Origin of the sequence: Sunxiuqinia indica (assembly GCF_009847015.1) — a bacterium.
Classification (GTDB): Bacteria; Bacteroidota; Bacteroidia; order Bacteroidales; family Prolixibacteraceae; genus Sunxiuqinia; species Sunxiuqinia indica.
Genome location: NZ_WVEM01000009.1, coordinates 50,503 through 69,091 on the forward strand (window position 1 = coordinate 50,503; position 18,589 = coordinate 69,091).

The 18,589-nt window shown below is 42.9% G+C and carries 16 protein-coding genes and 1 pseudogene; 15 read left to right on the top strand and 2 right to left on the bottom strand.

Annotation, left to right across the window (positions count from 1 at the left end; all coding sequences use genetic code 11):
- Positions 1-11: 11 nt before the first annotated feature.
- The 10 genes and pseudogenes from GR929_RS14035 to GR929_RS14080 form a co-directional block, all read left to right on the top strand.
- Positions 12-110, top strand: a pseudogene (locus tag GR929_RS14035) (hypothetical protein); the annotation flags it as partial.
- A gap of 53 nt (positions 111-163) precedes the next feature.
- Positions 164-1,048, top strand: coding sequence for a formyltetrahydrofolate deformylase (purU, locus tag GR929_RS14040; protein WP_159520845.1), 885 nt, complete (start codon positions 164-166; stop codon positions 1,046-1,048).
- 6 nt (positions 1,049-1,054) lie between these two features.
- Positions 1,055-1,585: a TlpA family protein disulfide reductase gene (locus GR929_RS14045; protein ID WP_159520847.1), complete on the top strand. Its 531-nt coding sequence runs from the start codon at positions 1,055-1,057 to the stop codon at positions 1,583-1,585.
- 72 nt (positions 1,586-1,657) lie between these two features.
- A complete protein-coding gene (gene hisH / locus GR929_RS14050; protein ID WP_159520849.1) occupies positions 1,658-2,257 on the top strand; it encodes an imidazole glycerol phosphate synthase subunit HisH in 600 nt (199 codons plus the stop codon).
- Positions 2,258-2,344: 87 nt separating this feature from the next.
- Entirely contained in the window at positions 2,345-3,085 is a 741-nt protein-coding gene (hisA, locus tag GR929_RS14055) for a 1-(5-phosphoribosyl)-5-[(5-phosphoribosylamino)methylideneamino]imidazole-4-carboxamide isomerase (RefSeq protein ID WP_159520851.1), read from the top strand.
- Positions 3,086-3,183: 98 nt separating this feature from the next.
- Positions 3,184-3,936 carry an imidazole glycerol phosphate synthase subunit HisF gene (gene hisF, locus GR929_RS14060; RefSeq protein WP_159520853.1) on the top strand — a complete coding sequence of 251 codons (753 nt, stop codon included), beginning with the start codon at positions 3,184-3,186 and terminating at the stop codon, positions 3,934-3,936.
- Between the two features lie 40 nt (positions 3,937-3,976).
- The gene (locus GR929_RS14065; RefSeq protein WP_159520855.1) at positions 3,977-5,068 is read left to right on the top strand and encodes a PDDEXK nuclease domain-containing protein; all 1,092 of its coding nucleotides are present in this window, start codon (positions 3,977-3,979) and stop codon (positions 5,066-5,068) included.
- Between the two features lie 10 nt (positions 5,069-5,078).
- A complete protein-coding gene (hisIE, locus tag GR929_RS14070; protein WP_159520857.1) occupies positions 5,079-5,681 on the top strand; it encodes a bifunctional phosphoribosyl-AMP cyclohydrolase/phosphoribosyl-ATP diphosphatase HisIE in 603 nt (200 codons plus the stop codon).
- 178 nt (positions 5,682-5,859) lie between these two features.
- The gene (locus GR929_RS14075; RefSeq protein WP_159520858.1) at positions 5,860-8,760 is read left to right on the top strand and encodes a PEP/pyruvate-binding domain-containing protein; all 2,901 of its coding nucleotides are present in this window, start codon (positions 5,860-5,862) and stop codon (positions 8,758-8,760) included.
- Positions 8,760-10,031, top strand: coding sequence for a serine hydrolase (locus tag GR929_RS14080; RefSeq protein WP_201301019.1), 1,272 nt, complete (start codon positions 8,760-8,762; stop codon positions 10,029-10,031). Before GR929_RS14075 ends, GR929_RS14080 begins: the two co-directional genes overlap by 1 nt.
- 38 nt (positions 10,032-10,069) lie before the next feature.
- Here GR929_RS14080 and GR929_RS14085 read toward each other — a convergent pair whose 3' ends face one another.
- Together GR929_RS14085 and GR929_RS14090 are read right to left on the bottom strand one after the other, a co-directional pair.
- Positions 10,070-12,931, bottom strand: a complete 2,862-nt coding sequence (locus GR929_RS14085) for a hypothetical protein (protein ID WP_159520859.1) — start codon at positions 12,929-12,931, stop codon at positions 10,070-10,072.
- A 33-nt stretch (positions 12,932-12,964) separates the two neighbouring features.
- On the bottom strand, positions 12,965-13,852 hold the full coding sequence (locus GR929_RS14090) for a serine hydrolase (RefSeq protein ID WP_201301020.1): 888 nt from the start codon (positions 13,850-13,852) through the stop codon (positions 12,965-12,967).
- Positions 13,853-14,211: 359 nt separating this feature from the next.
- On the opposite strand from GR929_RS14090, the gene GR929_RS14095 reads away from it, so the two are divergent.
- The 5 genes from GR929_RS14095 (at position 14,212) to typA (ending at position 18,375) form a co-directional block, all read left to right on the top strand.
- Positions 14,212-15,033 (top strand): carboxylesterase family protein, encoded by an 822-nt coding sequence (locus GR929_RS14095; RefSeq protein ID WP_159520861.1) that lies wholly within the window; start codon positions 14,212-14,214, stop codon positions 15,031-15,033.
- A gap of 65 nt (positions 15,034-15,098) precedes the next feature.
- Entirely contained in the window at positions 15,099-15,986 is an 888-nt protein-coding gene (locus GR929_RS14100) for a diacylglycerol/lipid kinase family protein (RefSeq protein WP_159520862.1), read from the top strand.
- 74 nt (positions 15,987-16,060) lie between these two features.
- The gene (locus GR929_RS14105; RefSeq protein WP_159520863.1) at positions 16,061-16,198 is read left to right on the top strand and encodes a hypothetical protein; all 138 of its coding nucleotides are present in this window, start codon (positions 16,061-16,063) and stop codon (positions 16,196-16,198) included.
- Between the two features lie 9 nt (positions 16,199-16,207).
- Positions 16,208-16,339 carry a hypothetical protein gene (locus GR929_RS22035; protein WP_262886054.1) on the top strand — a complete coding sequence of 44 codons (132 nt, stop codon included), beginning with the start codon at positions 16,208-16,210 and terminating at the stop codon, positions 16,337-16,339.
- A 233-nt stretch (positions 16,340-16,572) separates the two neighbouring features.
- Complete coding sequence (gene typA, locus GR929_RS14110) at positions 16,573-18,375, top strand: translational GTPase TypA (RefSeq protein ID WP_159520864.1); 1,803 nt, start codon at positions 16,573-16,575, stop codon at positions 18,373-18,375.
- Positions 18,376-18,589 lie beyond the last annotated feature (214 nt).

Below are 18,589 nucleotides of genomic sequence, written 5' to 3' on the forward strand. Positions count from 1 at the left end.
TTCTTACCTATCTCAAATTAGCAGATTGCAAATTGGGGTTATTAATTAATTTCAACGTAGTTCAATTGGTGAAAGGATTAAAAAGAGTAATTAATAAATATAAAAGTTAACTCTGAGTTCTCTGAGTAAATCTCTGTAAGCTCTGTGGTTTAAAAAAACAGATATGAAAAGCATCAAACCCTTACGTGAAAAGAAGAATACAGCAGTTCTTTTAATACACTGCCCTGATAAGCAGGGTATTTTAGCAACAGTGACTGAATTCTTGAATAAGAATAATGGGAATATCATCAACCTGGATCAGCATGTCGACCGAATTGAAAAGATTTTTTACATGCGGGTTGAATGGGAATTGGATGATTTTGCCATCCCGTCAGAAAAAATTGGTGAATACTTTGATACACTAATCGGTTCAAAATTGGAAATGACCTGGAAGATCTATTTTTCAGAAGATGTTCCCCGGATGGCTATTTTCGTTTCTAAAATGTCGCATTGTTTATTTGATATTTTGGGACGATATACTGCTGGCGAATGGGATGTTGAAATTCCGGTTATCATCAGCAACCACGAGACCATGCGTCCTGTTGCCGAGCGCTTCGGAATTGAATTCGAATACGTTCCCGTGACTTCTGAAAACAAAGCCGAACAGGAAGTAAAAGAGCTAGAATTATTGAAGAAGCATAGAATTGATTTTATTGTATTGGCTCGCTATATGCAAATCCTGTCGAAAGAGTTTGTCTCGCATTACCCCAACAAGATCATCAACATCCACCATTCATTTCTACCGGCATTTGCAGGTGCAAAACCCTACCATGCAGCGCATGCCCGTGGGGTAAAACTGATTGGTGCTACAAGTCATTATGTAACTCACGACTTAGATGCAGGCCCCATCATTGAGCAAGGTGTAACGCAATGCAGCCATGTAGATACCATTAAAAGCCTGATTCGAAAAGGACGCGACTTGGAAAAGATTGTTTTATCGAACGCTGTTTTTAATCACCTGCAACGAAAAGTACTGGTTTACAACAACCGTACAGTTGTATTTAATTAATAGAAGATGAAATCAATAGCACTTATAATGTTCCTTTTTACAACATTTACCCGAGCTGAAACTATTGAAAAAGAAATTCCGGCCGACTACGGGTATATCGTGGAAATCGGGCAGCAAGCACCTGATTTTAGCACCGTAACCGCCGATGGGCAAGAAGTTAAGCTATCTGATTTGCAAGGGAAAGTTGTGATGTTACAATTTACAGCCAGCTGGTGTGGCGTTTGCCGAAAAGAAATGCCGCACATTGAAAAGGAAGTCTGGCAGAAGCACAAAGGCAATTCAAACTTTGCCTTGTTCGGAATTGACTTGGATGAACCAAAAGAGAAAGTGCAACAATTTGCCCAAGATATACCGGTTACTTACCCACTCCTACTCGATCCAAAAGGCACAATATTTTACAAGTATGCCGAAAAAGGAGCCGGAGTAACCCGCAATGTCATCATCAATAAAAATGGCAAGATTGCTTATATGACTCGTCTATTCAAACAGGAAGAATTCAACGAGATGAAGAAGGTCATAGAGAAGTTGTTAAAGTAGTATTTTAAACCGTTAATCCGAGTACTTATAAATTCGGCACTCATGAACCCATAATAAAATGAACATCGTAAAATGAACATCGTCATTATCAAATACAACGCCGGAAATATTGAATCAGTCAGCAATGCCCTTTCACGATTGGGTATTGAAGCTGAAATTACGGGTGACCACGAAAAAATCAAGGCGGCCGACAAAGTCATTTTTCCGGGTGTTGGCGAAGCCAGCACAACAATGGCCTATTTGAAGAAAGAAGGCTTAGATCAGTTGATTCCATCGCTGACACAACCGGTTTTAGGAATTTGTCTCGGACTGCAATTGATGTGCAGCCATTCCGAAGAAGGGGACACTCCTTGCCTTGGAATTTTTGAGGAAAAAGTAAAACGATTTGTTCCCCAACCGGGAATGGAATTCACAACAAAAGTTCCACATATGGGATGGAACACCATCACCAAATTGAATAGCGATTTGTTTGACGAATCGCTCGACAACCAGTTTGTGTATTTTGTCCATTCGTACTATGCCACGGTTGGAGAACACACGGCGGCCGAAGGAAATTACATCAACCCGTTCAGCGCGGCATTGCACAAAGGCAACTTTTACGCCACCCAGTTTCACCCAGAGAAAAGTGGGCCGATTGGAGCGAAGATTTTAGAAAACTTTTTAAAGATTTAGTACAAAGTGCATGAGTTCATAAGTACATCTGCTATGTGCCATTTTTTACTTATGAACTTCGTACTTATGAACCTATGAACTATTAACATGAACTCTGACAACAAAATAACCATCATCCCAGCAATAGATCTTATTGATGCCAAATGCGTGCGACTTTCACAAGGCGACTACAACCAGAAAACGGTATACAACGAAAACCCGCTGGAAGTGGCGAAGATGTTTGAAGATGCCGGAATCACGCGTTTGCATTTAGTCGATTTGGACGGAGCAAAGGCCAAGCACATTGTGAACTACAAAGTTCTGGAAACTATTGCAGGAAGAACCAATCTGATCGTAGATTTTGGCGGTGGATTGAAAACAGATGAAGACCTGAAAGTAGCTTTTGAAAGCGGCGCGCAAATGGTGACCGGTGGCAGTATTGCTGTGAAAGACCGGGAGACCTTTTTAAGCTGGATAGAAACCTACGGTCCTGAAAAGATCATTTTGGGAGCCGATGCTAAAGATAAAATGATCGCCGTAAGCGGTTGGCAGGAGGTTTCAGAATTGTCAATTCTGGAGTTTATTGAAAGCTACACCAGCCAAGGAATACAAAAAGTAATCTCAACCGACATTGCCCGCGATGGCATGCTCACCGGCCCAAGCATTGAACTGTACAAAGAGATTATGGGTCAATTCGATGGATTGGAACTCATTGCCAGTGGCGGCATTGCCACCATGAAAGACATTCATGAACTGAACGAAATGGGGGTCCCCGGCGTAATCACGGGGAAAGCCATTTATGAAAATAAAATTAGCTTAAAGGAGATAAGCAAGTTCATAAGTGCATAAGTACATTGGTACGCCACATTTCATTTACGTACTAATGAACTTCGAACGGATGCCTTTAATTTGGAATTTGAAACCTGGAATTTGGAATTTATAAAAACATGCTAGCGAAACGAATCATACCATGCCTGGATATTAAAGACGGTCAGACCGTAAAGGGCGTAAACTTTGTCAATATACAGTCGGTGGGCGACCCGGTAGAACTTGGCGCACTGTATGCCGAGCAGGGAGCCGACGAGCTGGTTTTCCTCGACATTACCGCCACCCACGAAGGACGCAAAACTTTTGTGGAACTGGTCAAACGCATTGCCCGCGAGCTGAACATTCCCTTTACCGTTGGCGGAGGAATTAGCGAAATTAAGGATGCTGAAGCGTTGCTCAGTGCCGGAGCCGACAAAGTGAGCATCAACTCCTCAGCTGTGCGCAACCCGCAACTGATTAATGATCTGGCTCTCAATTTCGGAACCCAGTTCGTAGTCGTGGCGATTGATGCTAAAAACTACGATGGGCACTGGACAGTGACTGTAAACGGCGGTCGTATTCCAACCGACAAAGAACTGTTTAGCTGGGCCAGGGAAGCCGAAGATCGGGGTGCCGGCGAAATCCTGTTCACCTCGATGGACCACGACGGTACGAAGGGAGGCTTTGCCAATGAAGAGCTGGCTAAAATGGCCGATATGCTGAAAATCCCGATCATTGCATCGGGCGGTGCCGGAAACATGGATCATTTTGTAGATGTGTTCACCCAAGGAAAAGCCGACGCCGGACTGGCTGCCAGCATCTTTCACTACAAAGAAATTGCCATTCCTGATTTAAAAGATTACCTGAGAACCAAAGACATTGCGGTTCGTTAATAGAGTGTTTATCTTTGATCGGTGAAATCAACTGCAAAACATGACTCCAGAGAAAAATCATAAGTTGTACGAATCTGTCAGGCAAGTTTTAAACAATGCTTACCAAACCGTCTACCGGGCAGTCAATACAAATATGGTAACCACCTACTGGGAAATCGGCAGGTTAATTATAGAGGAAGAGCAAAACGGAACAATCCGTGCGGAGTATGGCAAGCAAGTTTTAAAGGATTTATCAAAAAAGCTAACAGCCGAATTTGGGAAAGGATTTTCAATTGCAAACCTTCGAAATTTCAGACAATTCTATTTAGTATTTCCTGATATATGCAGGCTTAATGAAGATTCACAGTCGAAATTACCAATTCGCTACACACTGTCTAGCGAATTGAGCTGGTCTCACTTTTGCCTGTTAATTCGAGTTGAAAGCAAGGATGCCAGGGAATTTTATATCAAAGAAGCCTCAACCCAAAACTGGAGCGTTAGGGCACTTAGCCGACAAATTAACACCTTGTATTACGAAAGGATTATTTCCAGTCAGGATAAATTGCCGGTAAAGAAAGAAGCGGAAGAAAATACTGACCCCCTGATTGAGTCGGCACGTGATTTTATCAAAGATCCCTACATCCTGGAATTTCTAAAGTTAAATCCGAATAATTCTTATCTGGAGAAAACGCTCGAAAACTCACTGATTGAAAATTTGCATTCCTTTATTCTCGAACTGGGGAAAGGGTTTGCTTTTGTTTCCCGTCAATATCACCTGAATGTCGAAAATGATCATTATTATATTGATCTGGTTTTTTACAATTACATTTTAAAATGCTTTGTACTTGTAGACCTCAAAGTCGGGAAACTTACGCATCAGGATGTTGGACAAATGGATATGTATGTTCGCTTGTTTGAGGAGAAAATAAAGCAACCGGACGACAATCCAACAATCGGAATTATTCTCTGTTCTCAACAAAATAAATCAGTGATCAAGTATTCCGTACTGTCAGACAGCAAACAACTATTTTCATCCAAATACAAGCTTTATCTCCCAACAGAAGAAGAACTTAAAAAAGAGATTGAACGCGACCGGATACATATTGAAAATGAGCTCCGGGAACAAATGGTAAAATATCAAACAAAAAATTAAATAGAACTTCATGCTAAAAGAATTGGATTACTCAAAACAAAACGGCCTGATCCCGGCCGTCATTCAAGATGATAAAACCGGCAAAGTACTGATGTTGGGGTTTATGAATGAAGAAGCCTTAGCCAAAACCGAAGAAACCGGCAAGGTGACTTTCTTCAGCCGAACCAAAAACCGCCTGTGGACAAAAGGCGAAGAAAGCGGTAACTTTTTAAATGTGGTTTCTATCGCCTCAGATTGCGATAACGACAGCCTGCTGATCAAAGTAAATCCGGTTGGACCGGTTTGCCATACCGGCAGCGATACCTGCTGGAATGAAACCAACGAGCAGGATGACCTGGCGTTTATCAAGCACCTGCAAGACTTTATTGACAAGCGCAAAGAAGAAATGCCGGAAGGCTCGTACACCACCTCGTTGTTCACAAAAGGAACACGCACCATCACCCAAAAAGTGGGCGAAGAAGCGGTAGAAACCATCATTGGAGCGATGGCGAACGACGATGAAAATTTCTTGTACGAAGGAGCCGATTTATTGTATCACCTCATCGTATTGCTGACACACAAAGGATACCGTATTGAGGATTTAGCCCGCGAGCTAAAAAAACGGCACAAGTAGCATCAACAGAAAGAAGTACAACAAGCAATCTTTAAATCCGTTTGTTTGTTTTACTTCTTTGGATGCATCTCATAATTATGATGAATGTTTTGGTCTGGTTTTCCTCCAAGTCGTAAAAACCGAGATCATGATCCAAGAATTCATATCTTTGATTTAGTGCAAACTAAAAATTCTTTTTATGCGGATCAAAACTTCGTTTTTTGTTTTGGCAGCCTTTCTACTTGCCGGAATAGTAAATGCCCAACCGGTTTCAATCGAAAGTCTTGCCAAGCTTGTTGAAACCTTGAAGAAAGACCCTAAAGGCCCTTACCAACAAATATTATGGTTTTGCCCCGACGGCTCCACTGTTCTTCCAAAACAACGATGTCCGCAACCAGGAGGCGTGCAGCGGGCAAAATACAAAGATGAAATTGTTCGTCTGGGGCAGACAAACCATATTTTTCTTGGACAAATTCTGGCAACAACACCATTTGAAGATTTTTGGGACGAGGAATTCAACCATGCACGTATCAAACAATACCTGATTGAAAAGTATTTGCAGAGCATTGACAATGGTTGGGTATTGCGACGTGCCCAATATTACCGGGGAGCAAGCCAGACAGAAGATGAAAATGCTTGGGGCATAAAGTTTCTTCAGTGGTTGTTGGCTTCTGATGCGCCAATTATGAGTCAGTACTTTCTTGTACGGGAAGCGGTAAAAGGCATTCCACATCATGCAGATACCAAAAACCTTCAGAATATAAGGTCGCTTTCATTATTGATCGCAGAGGAATACCCCGGATTCATGGATATCCGCGTGAAAATTCATGGTCAGCCAAGCTCTTCGGATACCTTACTTGTCAAGGAATTTCGAAAAGTGAACAAGGCAAAACTTCCCGATGATGTTTCAACTAAAGTTGACCAGCTGTTATCCGAGATGAATCGTTTCTACCAGCCGGTGCAGCTTCAACAGCTCAACGGTTATTTGTCGGGGATTTCAGAAACCTCGCCTTTAAAAAAAGAATTATCCGCATTTATTACCAGTCAAAATGCTTCCAACAGCAGTTCACGCATCCACGAAATTAGCAAACAGATGCTGAATATACGTGAAAAGCTAACAGAAGAAGCCCCCTCATTGCGGCTAAAGTATTTGGATATTTCGGTAAAACTGGAAGAGGCGCTGTTTAACGAACTGACAGCGTGGACCCCGCAAACGCTTGCAGAAAATTTCAAATTAAATGCAGATTTAGTGCGTGCTGCTACTGCATGTGGCTACCTTGAACTTTGGGAGTGGGAAGCTCTAAAAGATCGGCTGATACCTCCTGCCAAAACTGAAAGCTCAATACCTGAAATCAAAGATTACCACAGTGCCGCCCGTTCGGCTGTTGAGTGGGGAGCCGGAATGTACCGGGCTGTATTTGCAAAGGAAATTAAACGCTTTGGAGATTTCGAGCCCCTGACGTATCGATTTACTGACGACCGGATTCGTTCGTCCATTCTCCTTCCGTTGGGACGATCCGTAAGTCAACTCGGAGACTTCATCTACCAGCAATCCGACAATTCAACCCAGGTGATGAACCTGGACAACCAGAGCCACTTCCGGGGGCTCAACCCCGGATTTGCTAAAGGCCTGTTACTCGTCGTTGAAGAAAGCCATGTCAATCTGGAAGTTTCGTCAGATAAGATCTACATTTTCGATAAACCTCCGGCCGATTTGAAACCAGTGGCCGGTATCGCCACGGTTTCCGAAGGGAATCTGGTCTCGCATGTACAATTATTGGCACGAAACCTGGGAATCCCAAATGCCGTGCTTTCCAAGCAAAATTACCACGATCTCAAAGAATATTCGGGGCAGGAAGTGTTTTTTGCGGTTTCGCTGGATGGGAGTGTAATTATGAAACCGGCAAAAGAAATGACCGCCGAAGAGACAAAATTGTTCGAAGTGAAGACGCGTAGCGAAGCAATGATTGCAATTCCAACGGAACAAATCCAGCTCGACCAAACGAAATTAGTAAACCTTCGGGGGCTCAATGCCTCCAATTCAGGAAAACTTTGTGGCCCCAAAGCCGCTAACCTGGGACAACTGAAACAGCTTTTTCCCGATCATGTGGTGGAAGGGTTAGTCGTTCCTTTCGGAATTTTCAAGCAACACATGGACCAACAGATGCCTGAAAAATCGATTTCGTACTGGCAATTTTTAAATCATATTTTTGAAGAAGCTGCCTCTAAAAAGCAAGACAATCTCCCAAAGTCAGAGATCGATGAATTTGTTATTGCTCAGTTGGCAATCCTAAGGGGAGCCATCCAGCGCATGCCAATTTTGCCTTCTTTCAAAGCAGACCTTGAAAACCAGTTTGTAGAGGTATTCAGTAAAAAGTTGGGCCATGTCCCCGTGTTCTTAAGAAGTGATACGAACATGGAAGATTTAAAGGATTTTACGGGTGCCGGATTAAACCTGACAATTTTCAATGTGCTCGATTCTGAAAAAATTATTGAAGGCATCAAAGAAGTGTGGGCATCCCCCTATTCAGAACGAAGTTACAAATGGCGGCAAAGTTATTTGCTCAACCCCGAAAATGTATATCCATCCATACTAATCATTCCAAGTGTTGATGTGGACTACTCAGGTGTGTTGATTACGAAAGGGCTGCAGAGTGGCTCGCTCAATGAACAAACCATTGCTTTTAGCCGAGGGGCAGGCGGAGCGGTGGATGGACAAATGGCCGAAACCTACGTTCTGAAACCGGATGGAACCAACAAGCTTTTATCTCCTGCGCGCGAGCCAGAATATACGCAGCTACCAGCCTCCGGAGGCACAGTTAAAACTTTTGCCACTTTTGAGAAACCGATCCTGTCTGCAATGAATATTCAAAAGCTACGTGATTTCGCTCAATCGCTAAAACAAAAACTGAACACAGCCGATGCAGTGGCCAGCGATGGCCCGTGGGATGTTGAACTAGGCTTTAAGGACAATAAACTGTGGCTCTTTCAGGTTCGACCCTTTGTGGAGAACAAACGGGCAAAAAGCTCCAGCTACCTGCAGTCAATCTCAAAAGAGAAGTTTTCAGAAGAAGCCATTAACCTTAACACCAAATTGTAATGAAAATAAAAAAATCCCTGCTCGCAAGTGGGTTGCTCGTACTCATTGCGATTTCAAGCTTGGCCGAAGAAAATTATTATCCCATTGACGGTTATGAATATTCGGGAATCAGAAGGCTGAACCGGTTGCAAAAAATACTTGATGGCGAGATCAAGGATAGCAAACCAATTACCGGAGCCTTAAAATCAATTGAGGATATTAAGCTTAACTTAACCGGCGTAAGAGGAGACAGCCTGGCTACCATTCCTGCGCCTGACAAAAAGCTGCAGCAGGGCTTAAACAATCTTTTTCCTAACCTGCACGAAAGCTATTCCGTTGCCCTGCTCGATATCACCGAAGGCCAAGAAATAAGATATGCCAGCAGACAGGGAACAAAGGGTTTTCAGCCCGGAAGCGTAGGAAAACTGGCTGTTGCAGTGGGTTTATTCTCGGAGCTTAGCCGCATTTATCCCGATTCGTACGAAAAACGCATCGACCTGTTGAAAAGTCGGTTTGTCAAAGCAGGTGTCTTTGCCAATTTTGATGAACACACCATTCCGATTTTCAACCCAGAAACAAATGAATTCATCAAGCGAACTGTGCGTGAAGATGATGTTTTCTCCTTATTTGAGTGGGCCGACCACATGCTCTCGGTGAGTAACAACGGCGCTGCAAGTATTTTATGGCGCGAAGTTTTACTGATGCGTGCATTCGGAAAAGCCTACCCAAACCTAACCGAAGAACATGTCGCCGAATATTTCCAATCGACTCCAAAAGCCGTTCTGCAAAAGCTGGCTGTTAATGTTGTGAATGAACCGCTTCGGGAGCTTGGCATAGCCGAGGACGAGTGGCGGTTGGGAAGTATGTTTACGCAAGGTGCCAAAAAAATGATCCCGGGTGAAGGCGGAAGCATTGGCACTCCGGTCGGACTTATGAAGTTTTTGGTCGCAATGGAGCGGGGGCAAATTGTCGATGAAAAGTCAAGCCTGGAAATAAAGCGTTTAATGTATATGACCGACCGTCGTATTCGGTATGGTTCTTCTCCGCGATTGACCAACGCTGCCATTTACTTTAAATCAGGCAGCCTGTATAAATGTAAACCAGAAGAAGGATTCACCTGCAAAAAATACATGGGCAATGTGCAAAATTACATGAATTCCGTAGCCATTGTTGAACAGCCCGACGGAACTACCTATCTGGTTGTTGTAATGACCAACGTATTGCGTAAAAACTCGAATCTTGATCATTTGGGCTTGGGAAGCAGCATTGACGATTTGATTCGAAAAAAATAAAAATTGGATTTTCTGGAACTCTGAATTCCATTTATGGATTAATGGACTTTACGGCTGGCCAGCATCGCTTGATTCGCTTTTTGGGCAAATGTTCTGATTTTAGGATTCTGACTTTCAAGGTATGGAGCGACTAACGACAAATAGGAAGCATCAGCCAACTGCTCAAGCAAATAAAAGACCGCTAGTTTTAGCTTTACATCAATTCCGTCGAGCAATAATTGGTAGCATTCAATTTCATCCGGTTCCTTCTTTGTACCTCCCTCTCCTGCCGAGCTCGTCATCGAATTCGAAATGGCGGTTTCCAATATCGGAATCAAAACTTTTTTTAATCGCGACTCCAGCAGGTTGTCTAAAAACTCTACAGCGTTCATTCTTAAATCGGTCTTATCGCTTTGAATTCCTTTATAAACAGTGAGGATATCTTCGGGTGGATAACGAAGCTCCAGTAAACGGAAGATACGCTCCAGACTGGCATCTAACCTACGTTCCAGTATATCAATTAAGCTTTTACGTGCATCAGTTATGCTTTCATTGCTATCCATGTCATCACTAACGTTCGCCACTTTCGAATTCAATACAACTAAACTATTTTGATACAACCGCACTTCATCGGTAATCCTACTCATCACCAATCGCTTGTCGAAAACTAAATGAGGAAAAATCGACTTCACGGAATTTAATGATTTGAGACTTTCCTGATGAACCAGGTAATCTTCAAAATCCAATAAGGCAAAAAGAAATTTAATGGTTGCCTGACTATCAATTTTCTCCGCTACGGCAGGCAACATTCGTACCTGATCAATGGCCAGTTTTTCAGAATCGATCATTTGATGAAACACGCGATATATTGGGGTTCCAAACTTAGCCAAAGCGATTTGTGCCTGAGTTGTGTACATTGGGTTAACCAGAAAGCCAACCAATGAACTTACGAATTGCGGATGCCCGGAATCACCGGCAGCTTCAATAGCCTGCGTAACAATATCAGGTGAAGGATCATGAAACGCTTCTTCGATATACCGATAATAAGCCGATGCCCCGGCAATACCAATAACTGTCAAAATCAACTTGAGCTGTTCCTTTTTCAGGGACTCATCTCCGGCTTTCATCAGCTCAATCCGCTCCTGGATGCGCGTTCCCAACGAAAACCAGTTTTGCAACTCCGGGTTATCTTTTGTTTCCACAGCAAGTGCCAACAAGGCGGCCTCACTTAATTTCTCATCTTCATGTTGAAGATAAGACTCAATCAATTTGACCCGGTTTCCGGGAGCGAGCACCAGCAAATACTCAAAAGCGTTTACCCGAACCTGCTGATCAGGATCATTCACCAACCGAACCATCTCACCCGACAAATTATGATTTAAATACGATCTTAAATTAATGATGGCTTTTGCTCTTACTTCGGCCGAATTATGATCAAGTAATTTTTTTATCCCTGGAAAGAAACGATCATCCCGCACTTCACCAATCTTTCGAAGGACATAAAGCAATTGCTTCTCATCTTCCGACTCTAACTGTTTAATCAAGTTTCCAATAATCGATTCCGGAGATACCGTTTTCTTGTTTTTCTCATCAATCCGGTCATTTGAACTGATTATTAACTTGAATGATTTGATGTATTCCTTTCGAACCTGCAAGGCAAAATATCCCCAAACGAACAGCAGCCCAATAATCATTAAGCTTATAAAGTTGGTCGACAAATCCAGACCATTTACTAAAAAAATCAGAATCAATCCACCAATACCTGTCGCGGCACTGTCGACAAAAACATCGATAAATGATTTTGTTTTGTTTTTAAACTCAACCGGAATCGGCAAAGCCAGCAATTCAGTAGCCGATTTGTTGATCGATTGTTTCAGGCTTCCATCACTCATTTTAATAAAAACAGCGGCTCCTAGTATCGGAAAAAACAAGGTGCAGACAGCTCCTAACAGAATGGCTGCAGGTAGTATTAATAATGACGTGCCAACGCCAAACACACCAACTACCCGGCGGGTTATAAAAAGCTGAATGAATAAAGACAACAAGTTGAAATTGGAAAACCAGAAGCCAAAAAACGACGTTAGCTGATCGGGATCGGAAATGGCCACGGAAGCGATTGCACTAAACTGATAATCGACAAGTTTGGCAACAATCACGCTGACTGCAATAATACCGGCCAGAAAAGAAAGGTGTCTGGATTTTAAGATGATCTGTATTGGGTTGGAAGCCAGGTTTGACTCCGGTATCTTTTGGAATTTATTCCTTTGCTGGTCGGCGTTTTTATCTTTCCAGATGGCCTTGGTGACCCAATAAGTAGGCAGCAGAACCAACATACTCATAAAGATGAGATTCTCGCTCCCAATCACTGGCGCAAGAATAGATGTGAGGTAACCACCAAAAATACCGCCGGCAATAGCTCCTGCTCCGATAAAGCCAAATACTCGTTTTGCCTCCCGCGGATTAAATACCATATTGGCCAGTACCCAAAACTGAGAAGAGGTGACAACAGCAAAAATGGCAACCCATACATAAAAAAGAAACAGAACCGTTTGAACGAAGAAATTCAAACGTAGCAACACCCCAAAAACGAACAAGGTAACCACCGAGATGAGCAAAGTTCGAATCATGATCTTCTGAAACGGAAAGCGAGAAAAGAGTCGGGAGAACATCCACGAGACCCCGATGGCTAAAACAGCAAGAACGATAAAAGCAACTGGTAAAAATTCGAACCCAAAAGACGATAAAAACAACGAATTAACAATTGGTTTTACAATCAGTAAGGTTGAAATGATCAGAAAAATATTCAACTGCATCAAAAGCACACGTCGGTACTCTCCAATGCGAATATCAAAAGACTTATTCAGAAAATATTGAAAAGCCTCTTGAAAAACATTCCGAATTGAGCTGTCAAAATTTTTCATTCTGTCTATCCAACGATTGCCGGGTTAATTCGTTTATTTATATTTATCCAATACCTCTTCGACGGTATAAACCAACTGACGCAATATTCGTTCACCGTCATCGTCCTGCAGCAAGCCAACCAAAATAAACCGATCTTCTTTTCCCCACACCAATATTGAATCGGCATGATAATTTTTCCAGGTTCCCGATTTGCGAAAAAGCGTAGCATTCGGCCGGACTTTTTCAATGGTGTTTACAAATTTATGATGAAGTTCCGGATCGATCAGCATATCGAGCATCTGTTTTGAACGATCAAAACTGACCAGCTTACCTTGAATGAGTAAATAATAATACCGGCAAACCTGGTCGGCCGTTGCCGCATGGCTAATCCCCTTGATAGGCTCAGGATATCGTGCGCCGGTTTTAGCATAGCGTTTGCCCACCCATAAGCCTCCACCATTTTCTTGATCGTACAATTTGTAATCGGGGTCAGTAACTACGCTTTCTATTTTCTCGTAGCCCAGCAAATCAATTAAGCGAGTGGTGGCCGCATTATCCGAAAGACAAATCATGCGTCTCATATCCTCCAGTATCGCGGGCGTTTCTTCCAGCTCCCTCTTTTCCAAAGCATCAGAGACAGACAATAAAACAGCGATTTTGGGCAAACTAGCTGCATACATAATACTATTGCCATTCACACTTGCAAACCGGACATTATTAATGTCACGCAAATCCACCAACCCAACAGCCATCTTTTTTGAATCGACCAGTCTGCTCCATTTTACATTCTTTTTAATCTCAGCATCCAAGGTATTTTGCAATTCAAAACTATGGAGCTCCTGCAACGGCTTCAGCTCCATTACATCGGTTGAAATAGGAAGTGTCAACCCCTCGTTTGAAACAGCTTCGGTTTTCGGTTGCTCCTGGGCACAACTAATCATTAAAGTGCCCATTATAAAAAAGACAAGAAAAAAACTTGCTCTCATGGATTCAATTTCTATTAAAGTTCTAATTTTTATTTTACTAATTGGCCATCCTCCAAAAATAACCGACTACTTATCTTGCAATTATGTCGAATAACGAACCCTATTCCATTCCATTATTTGCGGTCAAATGTAACAACAATTTTGACCCATTATTCAATTTGCATGCTTTTCTGAAATCAATTCTTACCACTGATTATGTGCAACTTATAAACACACTCAAGCAACAAACACGAAATTTTTACCTAATAATTGTTAACGGGGTATCTTAAATTAGTTCTTTTCCTACTTTCGTTTGAATATTAGTAAATAAAAGTATGAACATAAGTAAGCTTCAAACACTATTTCTGCTACTCATTTCTTTAAACTTTAGCTTTCGTACACTGATCGCCCAAAATTCAGCGGTAAAAGCAAATTACAACTACCTGACTTACTTACCTGAAAACTATGATAGTCTAAATCACAAACTGTTCCCTGTCATCTTCTACCTGCACGGTCGTTCTGTTTCAGGGACCGATATTCAACAAATTAAAACCTATGGGCTCCCGTATTTTCTTGATAAAGGCAAAAAGCTCGATTTCATAGTCGTTGCACCACAGTGCCCCTGGGGGAAGAATTGGGCCAGCGACAATTGGTTCGATACGGTTTACGCTGAAATCAATGCAAAATACCGGATCGATTCGAGCCGGATTTACCTAACAGGCATGAGCCTTGGTGGCTTTGGCACCTGGGAACTGGCCAACCGCTATCCGAATCGCTTTGCAGCAATCGCTCCCTTGTGCGGAGGAGGAAAAGATGAATGGGCTGAGAACTTGTCCCACATTCCAATTTGGGTTTTCCATGGTGCGCAAGACAAATTGGTTCCGGTACTTCGGTCAGATCGTATGGTAAAAGCTCTTCAAGCGTACGATTCGCCGATAAGCTATAATCGTTTTCCGGACAAAGGGCACAATCTTCATCGTATCTATAATGATGATCGGTTATACGAATGGTTTAGTCATTTTACCTTGCGTCCCAAAAAAACAGAGGGCGATCAATTACATGAAATTGATCGCATCCATCTGGCTGAGCTCAATTCGACAAAACCCCAAACAGATGAACTCAAGAAGCATCAAATTTTTCAATATAAGACCTTTTAGGATCAGTTTAGATCATTGAATTAATTGCTTAATTTGGCACTCCTATAGCAATAAGACTGATTTAGATGCCAACCGATAGACCAAATATTCTATTCATCATTAACCCACGTGCGGGTAAAGGAAAAACCAAACGCCTAATCCGTCAATTGGAGTTGTATAAGGACAAAGTTGCTTTCCGGTTAAGCGAATACCCCAGGCATAGCCTTGAGATTGTCCGCGAAGAGCTCAACAATTACGATGTGTTTGTTGCCGTTGGCGGAGACGGGACCGTGAACGAAGTGGCCTCAGCCTTAGTCGATACCGACAAAAAGCTGGCGGTGTATCCCTCCGGATCGGGTAACGGCTTTGCCCGTGAGTTTGGCTACAAGAAAAACCTGAAACAATTGGTGCAAGCCATTGAGAGTGGGCGAACTCGTCCAACCGATGTCAATCGGGTAAATGGGTTAATCAGCGTTCACATTACGGGAGTTGGGTATGATGCCGCGGTAGCCCACGATTTCACCAAACTAAAAGGTCGCGGATTTTGGAACTACTTCATCAGTACCGTCCGGGTGTTTTTTAGCTACCGTTCTGTGCAGGCAACCATTCATCTGGAGAAAGAAACCATTGCCGGTCATTATTTCATTATCGATATCGCCAATTCAGCTCAATATGGCTACGGAGCAAGAATGGCTCCGATGGCAGATCCAACCGATGGACAATTCGACCTTGTTTTAGTGAAACCTCTTTATTGGTTCGAGTTTCCTTATTTTGCCTTCAAACTATTTACCGGGCAGCTGAAGAACAACAGAAAAATTCAGTATATCCCCTGCCAATCGCCAGTAACCATTGTCACCCCCGAAAATAAATTCCACATCGACGGAGAAGCTGTTCAGCTAAGCAGTCCGCTACAAATCGAGGTTCAGCACGGGGTGCTAAATGTGATTAATACCGGAAAGCTTAAAAGCAAGTGAGCAGTCAGTTACTTCAGCAAACGCTCCATCATATCTCCCGCTTGCTCTGCCTCGTAAAACCGTATTGCAGCATAATGGAGCAATTACTCCACCCCTTCAAAAGACAAAGAATAATCGTGCTGACCGATGGAATTATCTCTATTCCTTATGGAATAGTCTTGCTGACCGATGGAATTATAGATATTTTCGAACGCAGAATCATTATTCCATAGGAAATATCTATGATTCCACAGAGAATTGTTTTGCTGTCCTTTGGAATAGGTCTTCAGCAACAGGAAATTGCTTTGCTGCGCTATGGAATTGCCTTGCTGGGCTATGGAACAGGAGCTATTCCTAAGTACCCAAAAGCTTAGCCCCTTTGCTGTACGGGGATTCAGCAAAACATCGTATTCAATCGCTATTCCGAAGAGCCTGAAGACTGAACAGAAGACGTTTATTGAACCACCCGGATGAAAAATAAGTTGCCGAAATTGTTTTTCTGCAAACTAATTCCACCACAGCTTGTTAAGTTACCGTCAACAAATTAGAAGAATATGCAGGAGCAATTGAAATAAGACTATCTTTGCGCCTCAATTTTGAAGAACATATGCAGAAGATTAGAAACATCGCGATTATTGCGCACGTTGACCACGGCAAGACAACCCTGGTTGATAAAATGATATATCATTGTAATGTGATGAAAGATCACGAGAAAAAGCAAGAGCTTATTCTTGACAACAATGACCTTGAAAGGGAACGGGGAATTACGATCCTGGCCAAAAACGTTGCCGTTGATTATCATGATATCAAGATTAACATTATTGATACTCCTGGTCACTCCGACTTTGGTGGTGAAGTAGAACGAGTACTCAACATGGCTGATGGCGTGCTATTGCTGGCCGATGCCTTCGAAGGCACCATGCCTCAAACCCGCTTTGTACTGTCAAAAGCACTGGCGTTGGGGTTAAAACCTATTGTTGTTATAAACAAAGTAGATAAACCAAACTGTCGTCCTGAAGAAGTGCACGAGCAAGTGTTCGATCTCATGTTTAGTCTGGATGCCACCGAAGAACAGTTGGACTTCCCAACCATTTACGGCTCGGCAAAAGAAGGCTGGATGACCGATGATCTGAAAAATAAAACTGACAATATTGGCCCATTACTGGATGCCATTATCGAGCATATTCCGGAACGTGAACCAAACCCGGGTACTCCTCAAATGCTGATTACATCGCTGGATTATTCATCTTACGTTGGACGTATTGCCATTGGGCGTGTTCATCGTGGCGAATTGAAAGAAGGCATGCAAGTGGCTTTGGCGAAACGCGATGGCTCGGTAAAACGAACTAAAATTAAGGAATTACATACCTTCACCGGACTGGGCCGTATTAAAGTTGATCACGTGGTCAATGGCGATATTTGTGCCTTGGTAGGTATCGAAGGATTCGACATTGGCGACTCAGTTTGCGACCTGGAATCTCCGGAACCAATTGACCCCATTGCGATCGACGAGCCAACCATGAGCATGGTATTTACCAACAACGATTCTCCGTTCTTCGGACGTGAAGGTAAATTTGTAACCTCGCGCCACCTGCACGATCGTTTGTACAAAGAGCTGGAAAAAAACCTGGCCCTGCGTGTTGAAAAAGGCGAATCGGCCGATGTATTTACCGTATACGGACGTGGTGTGCTGCACTTGTCGGTACTGATTGAAACCATGCGTCGTGAAGGTTACGAGTTGCAGGTTGGTCAGCCTCAGGTGTTGTACAAACAAATTGGCGGCATCAAATGCGAGCCGATTGAAGAAATGCATGTGGATGTAAGCGACGAGTTTTCGGGTAAAGTGGTAGAGTTGGTTACTGCCCGCAAAGGCGAAATGCAAAATATGGAGCGCAAAGGCGACCGCATTCACCTGGAATTCTTGATTCCGTCGCGTGGAATCATCGGTTTGCGTACCAACATGCTGACTGCAACTGCCGGCGAAGCTGTAATGACGCACCGTTTCGTTGAATACCAACCGCTAAAAGGCGTTATTGAAGGCCGCAAAAACGGTTCGTTGATTGCCAAAGAACCCGGAACAACCTTTGCCTACGCGCTGAATAAATTACAGGATCGCGGACGCTTTTTCATTCCTCCGGGCGATGAGGTTTACGAAGGAATGGTGATTGGTGAAAATACGCGAGGCGATGACTTGACCATCAATGTCACTCAATCGAAAAAGTTAACCAACATGCGTGCCTCCGGCTCGGATGATAAAACCAAGTTGGCACCACCCATTCGTTTTAGCCTGGAAGAAGCGCTGGAATACATTGGCCCTGACGAATATTTGGAAGTAACGCCAAAATCGTTCCGCATGCGAAAAATTTTATTGCGCGAAGCAGAACGTAAACGTGGGGTAAAGATTAATTAGTCGATTACAAATTACGATATCTAAAAAGCTCCGATCTCATGATGAGGTCGGAGCTTTTTTATGACTTGTGTTTAATTTCTATTCAATTCAATTGGGTACATGATCAAATAGCCAAAATTCCACCTCACCACTAAAATAGAGTTTCGATTTTGCTCATATCGGTATAAAAAGAAAACCCCGAACCTTAACGGAACGGGGTTTCTTTTTATCGTGT

Coding starts and splice junctions, on each gene's coding strand:
- purU (WP_159520845.1), top strand. CDS start 164: ATGAAAAGCATCAAACCCTTACGTGAAAAGAAGAATACAGCAGTTCTT.
- GR929_RS14045 (WP_159520847.1), top strand. CDS start 1,055: ATGAAATCAATAGCACTTATAATGTTCCTTTTTACAACATTTACCCGA.
- hisH (WP_159520849.1), top strand. CDS start 1,658: ATGAACATCGTCATTATCAAATACAACGCCGGAAATATTGAATCAGTC.
- hisA (WP_159520851.1), top strand. CDS start 2,345: ATGAACTCTGACAACAAAATAACCATCATCCCAGCAATAGATCTTATT.
- hisF (WP_159520853.1), top strand. CDS start 3,184: ATGCTAGCGAAACGAATCATACCATGCCTGGATATTAAAGACGGTCAG.
- GR929_RS14065 (WP_159520855.1), top strand. CDS start 3,977: ATGACTCCAGAGAAAAATCATAAGTTGTACGAATCTGTCAGGCAAGTT.
- hisIE (WP_159520857.1), top strand. CDS start 5,079: ATGCTAAAAGAATTGGATTACTCAAAACAAAACGGCCTGATCCCGGCC.
- GR929_RS14075 (WP_159520858.1), top strand. CDS start 5,860: ATGCGGATCAAAACTTCGTTTTTTGTTTTGGCAGCCTTTCTACTTGCC.
- GR929_RS14080 (WP_201301019.1), top strand. CDS start 8,760: ATGAAAATAAAAAAATCCCTGCTCGCAAGTGGGTTGCTCGTACTCATT.
- GR929_RS14085 (WP_159520859.1), bottom strand. CDS start 12,931: ATGAAAAATTTTGACAGCTCAATTCGGAATGTTTTTCAAGAGGCTTTT.
- GR929_RS14090 (WP_201301020.1), bottom strand. CDS start 13,852: ATGATTAGTTGTGCCCAGGAGCAACCGAAAACCGAAGCTGTTTCAAAC.
- GR929_RS14095 (WP_159520861.1), top strand. CDS start 14,212: ATGAACATAAGTAAGCTTCAAACACTATTTCTGCTACTCATTTCTTTA.
- GR929_RS14100 (WP_159520862.1), top strand. CDS start 15,099: ATGCCAACCGATAGACCAAATATTCTATTCATCATTAACCCACGTGCG.
- GR929_RS14105 (WP_159520863.1), top strand. CDS start 16,061: ATGGAGCAATTACTCCACCCCTTCAAAAGACAAAGAATAATCGTGCTG.
- GR929_RS22035 (WP_262886054.1), top strand. CDS start 16,208: ATGATTCCACAGAGAATTGTTTTGCTGTCCTTTGGAATAGGTCTTCAG.
- typA (WP_159520864.1), top strand. CDS start 16,573: ATGCAGAAGATTAGAAACATCGCGATTATTGCGCACGTTGACCACGGC.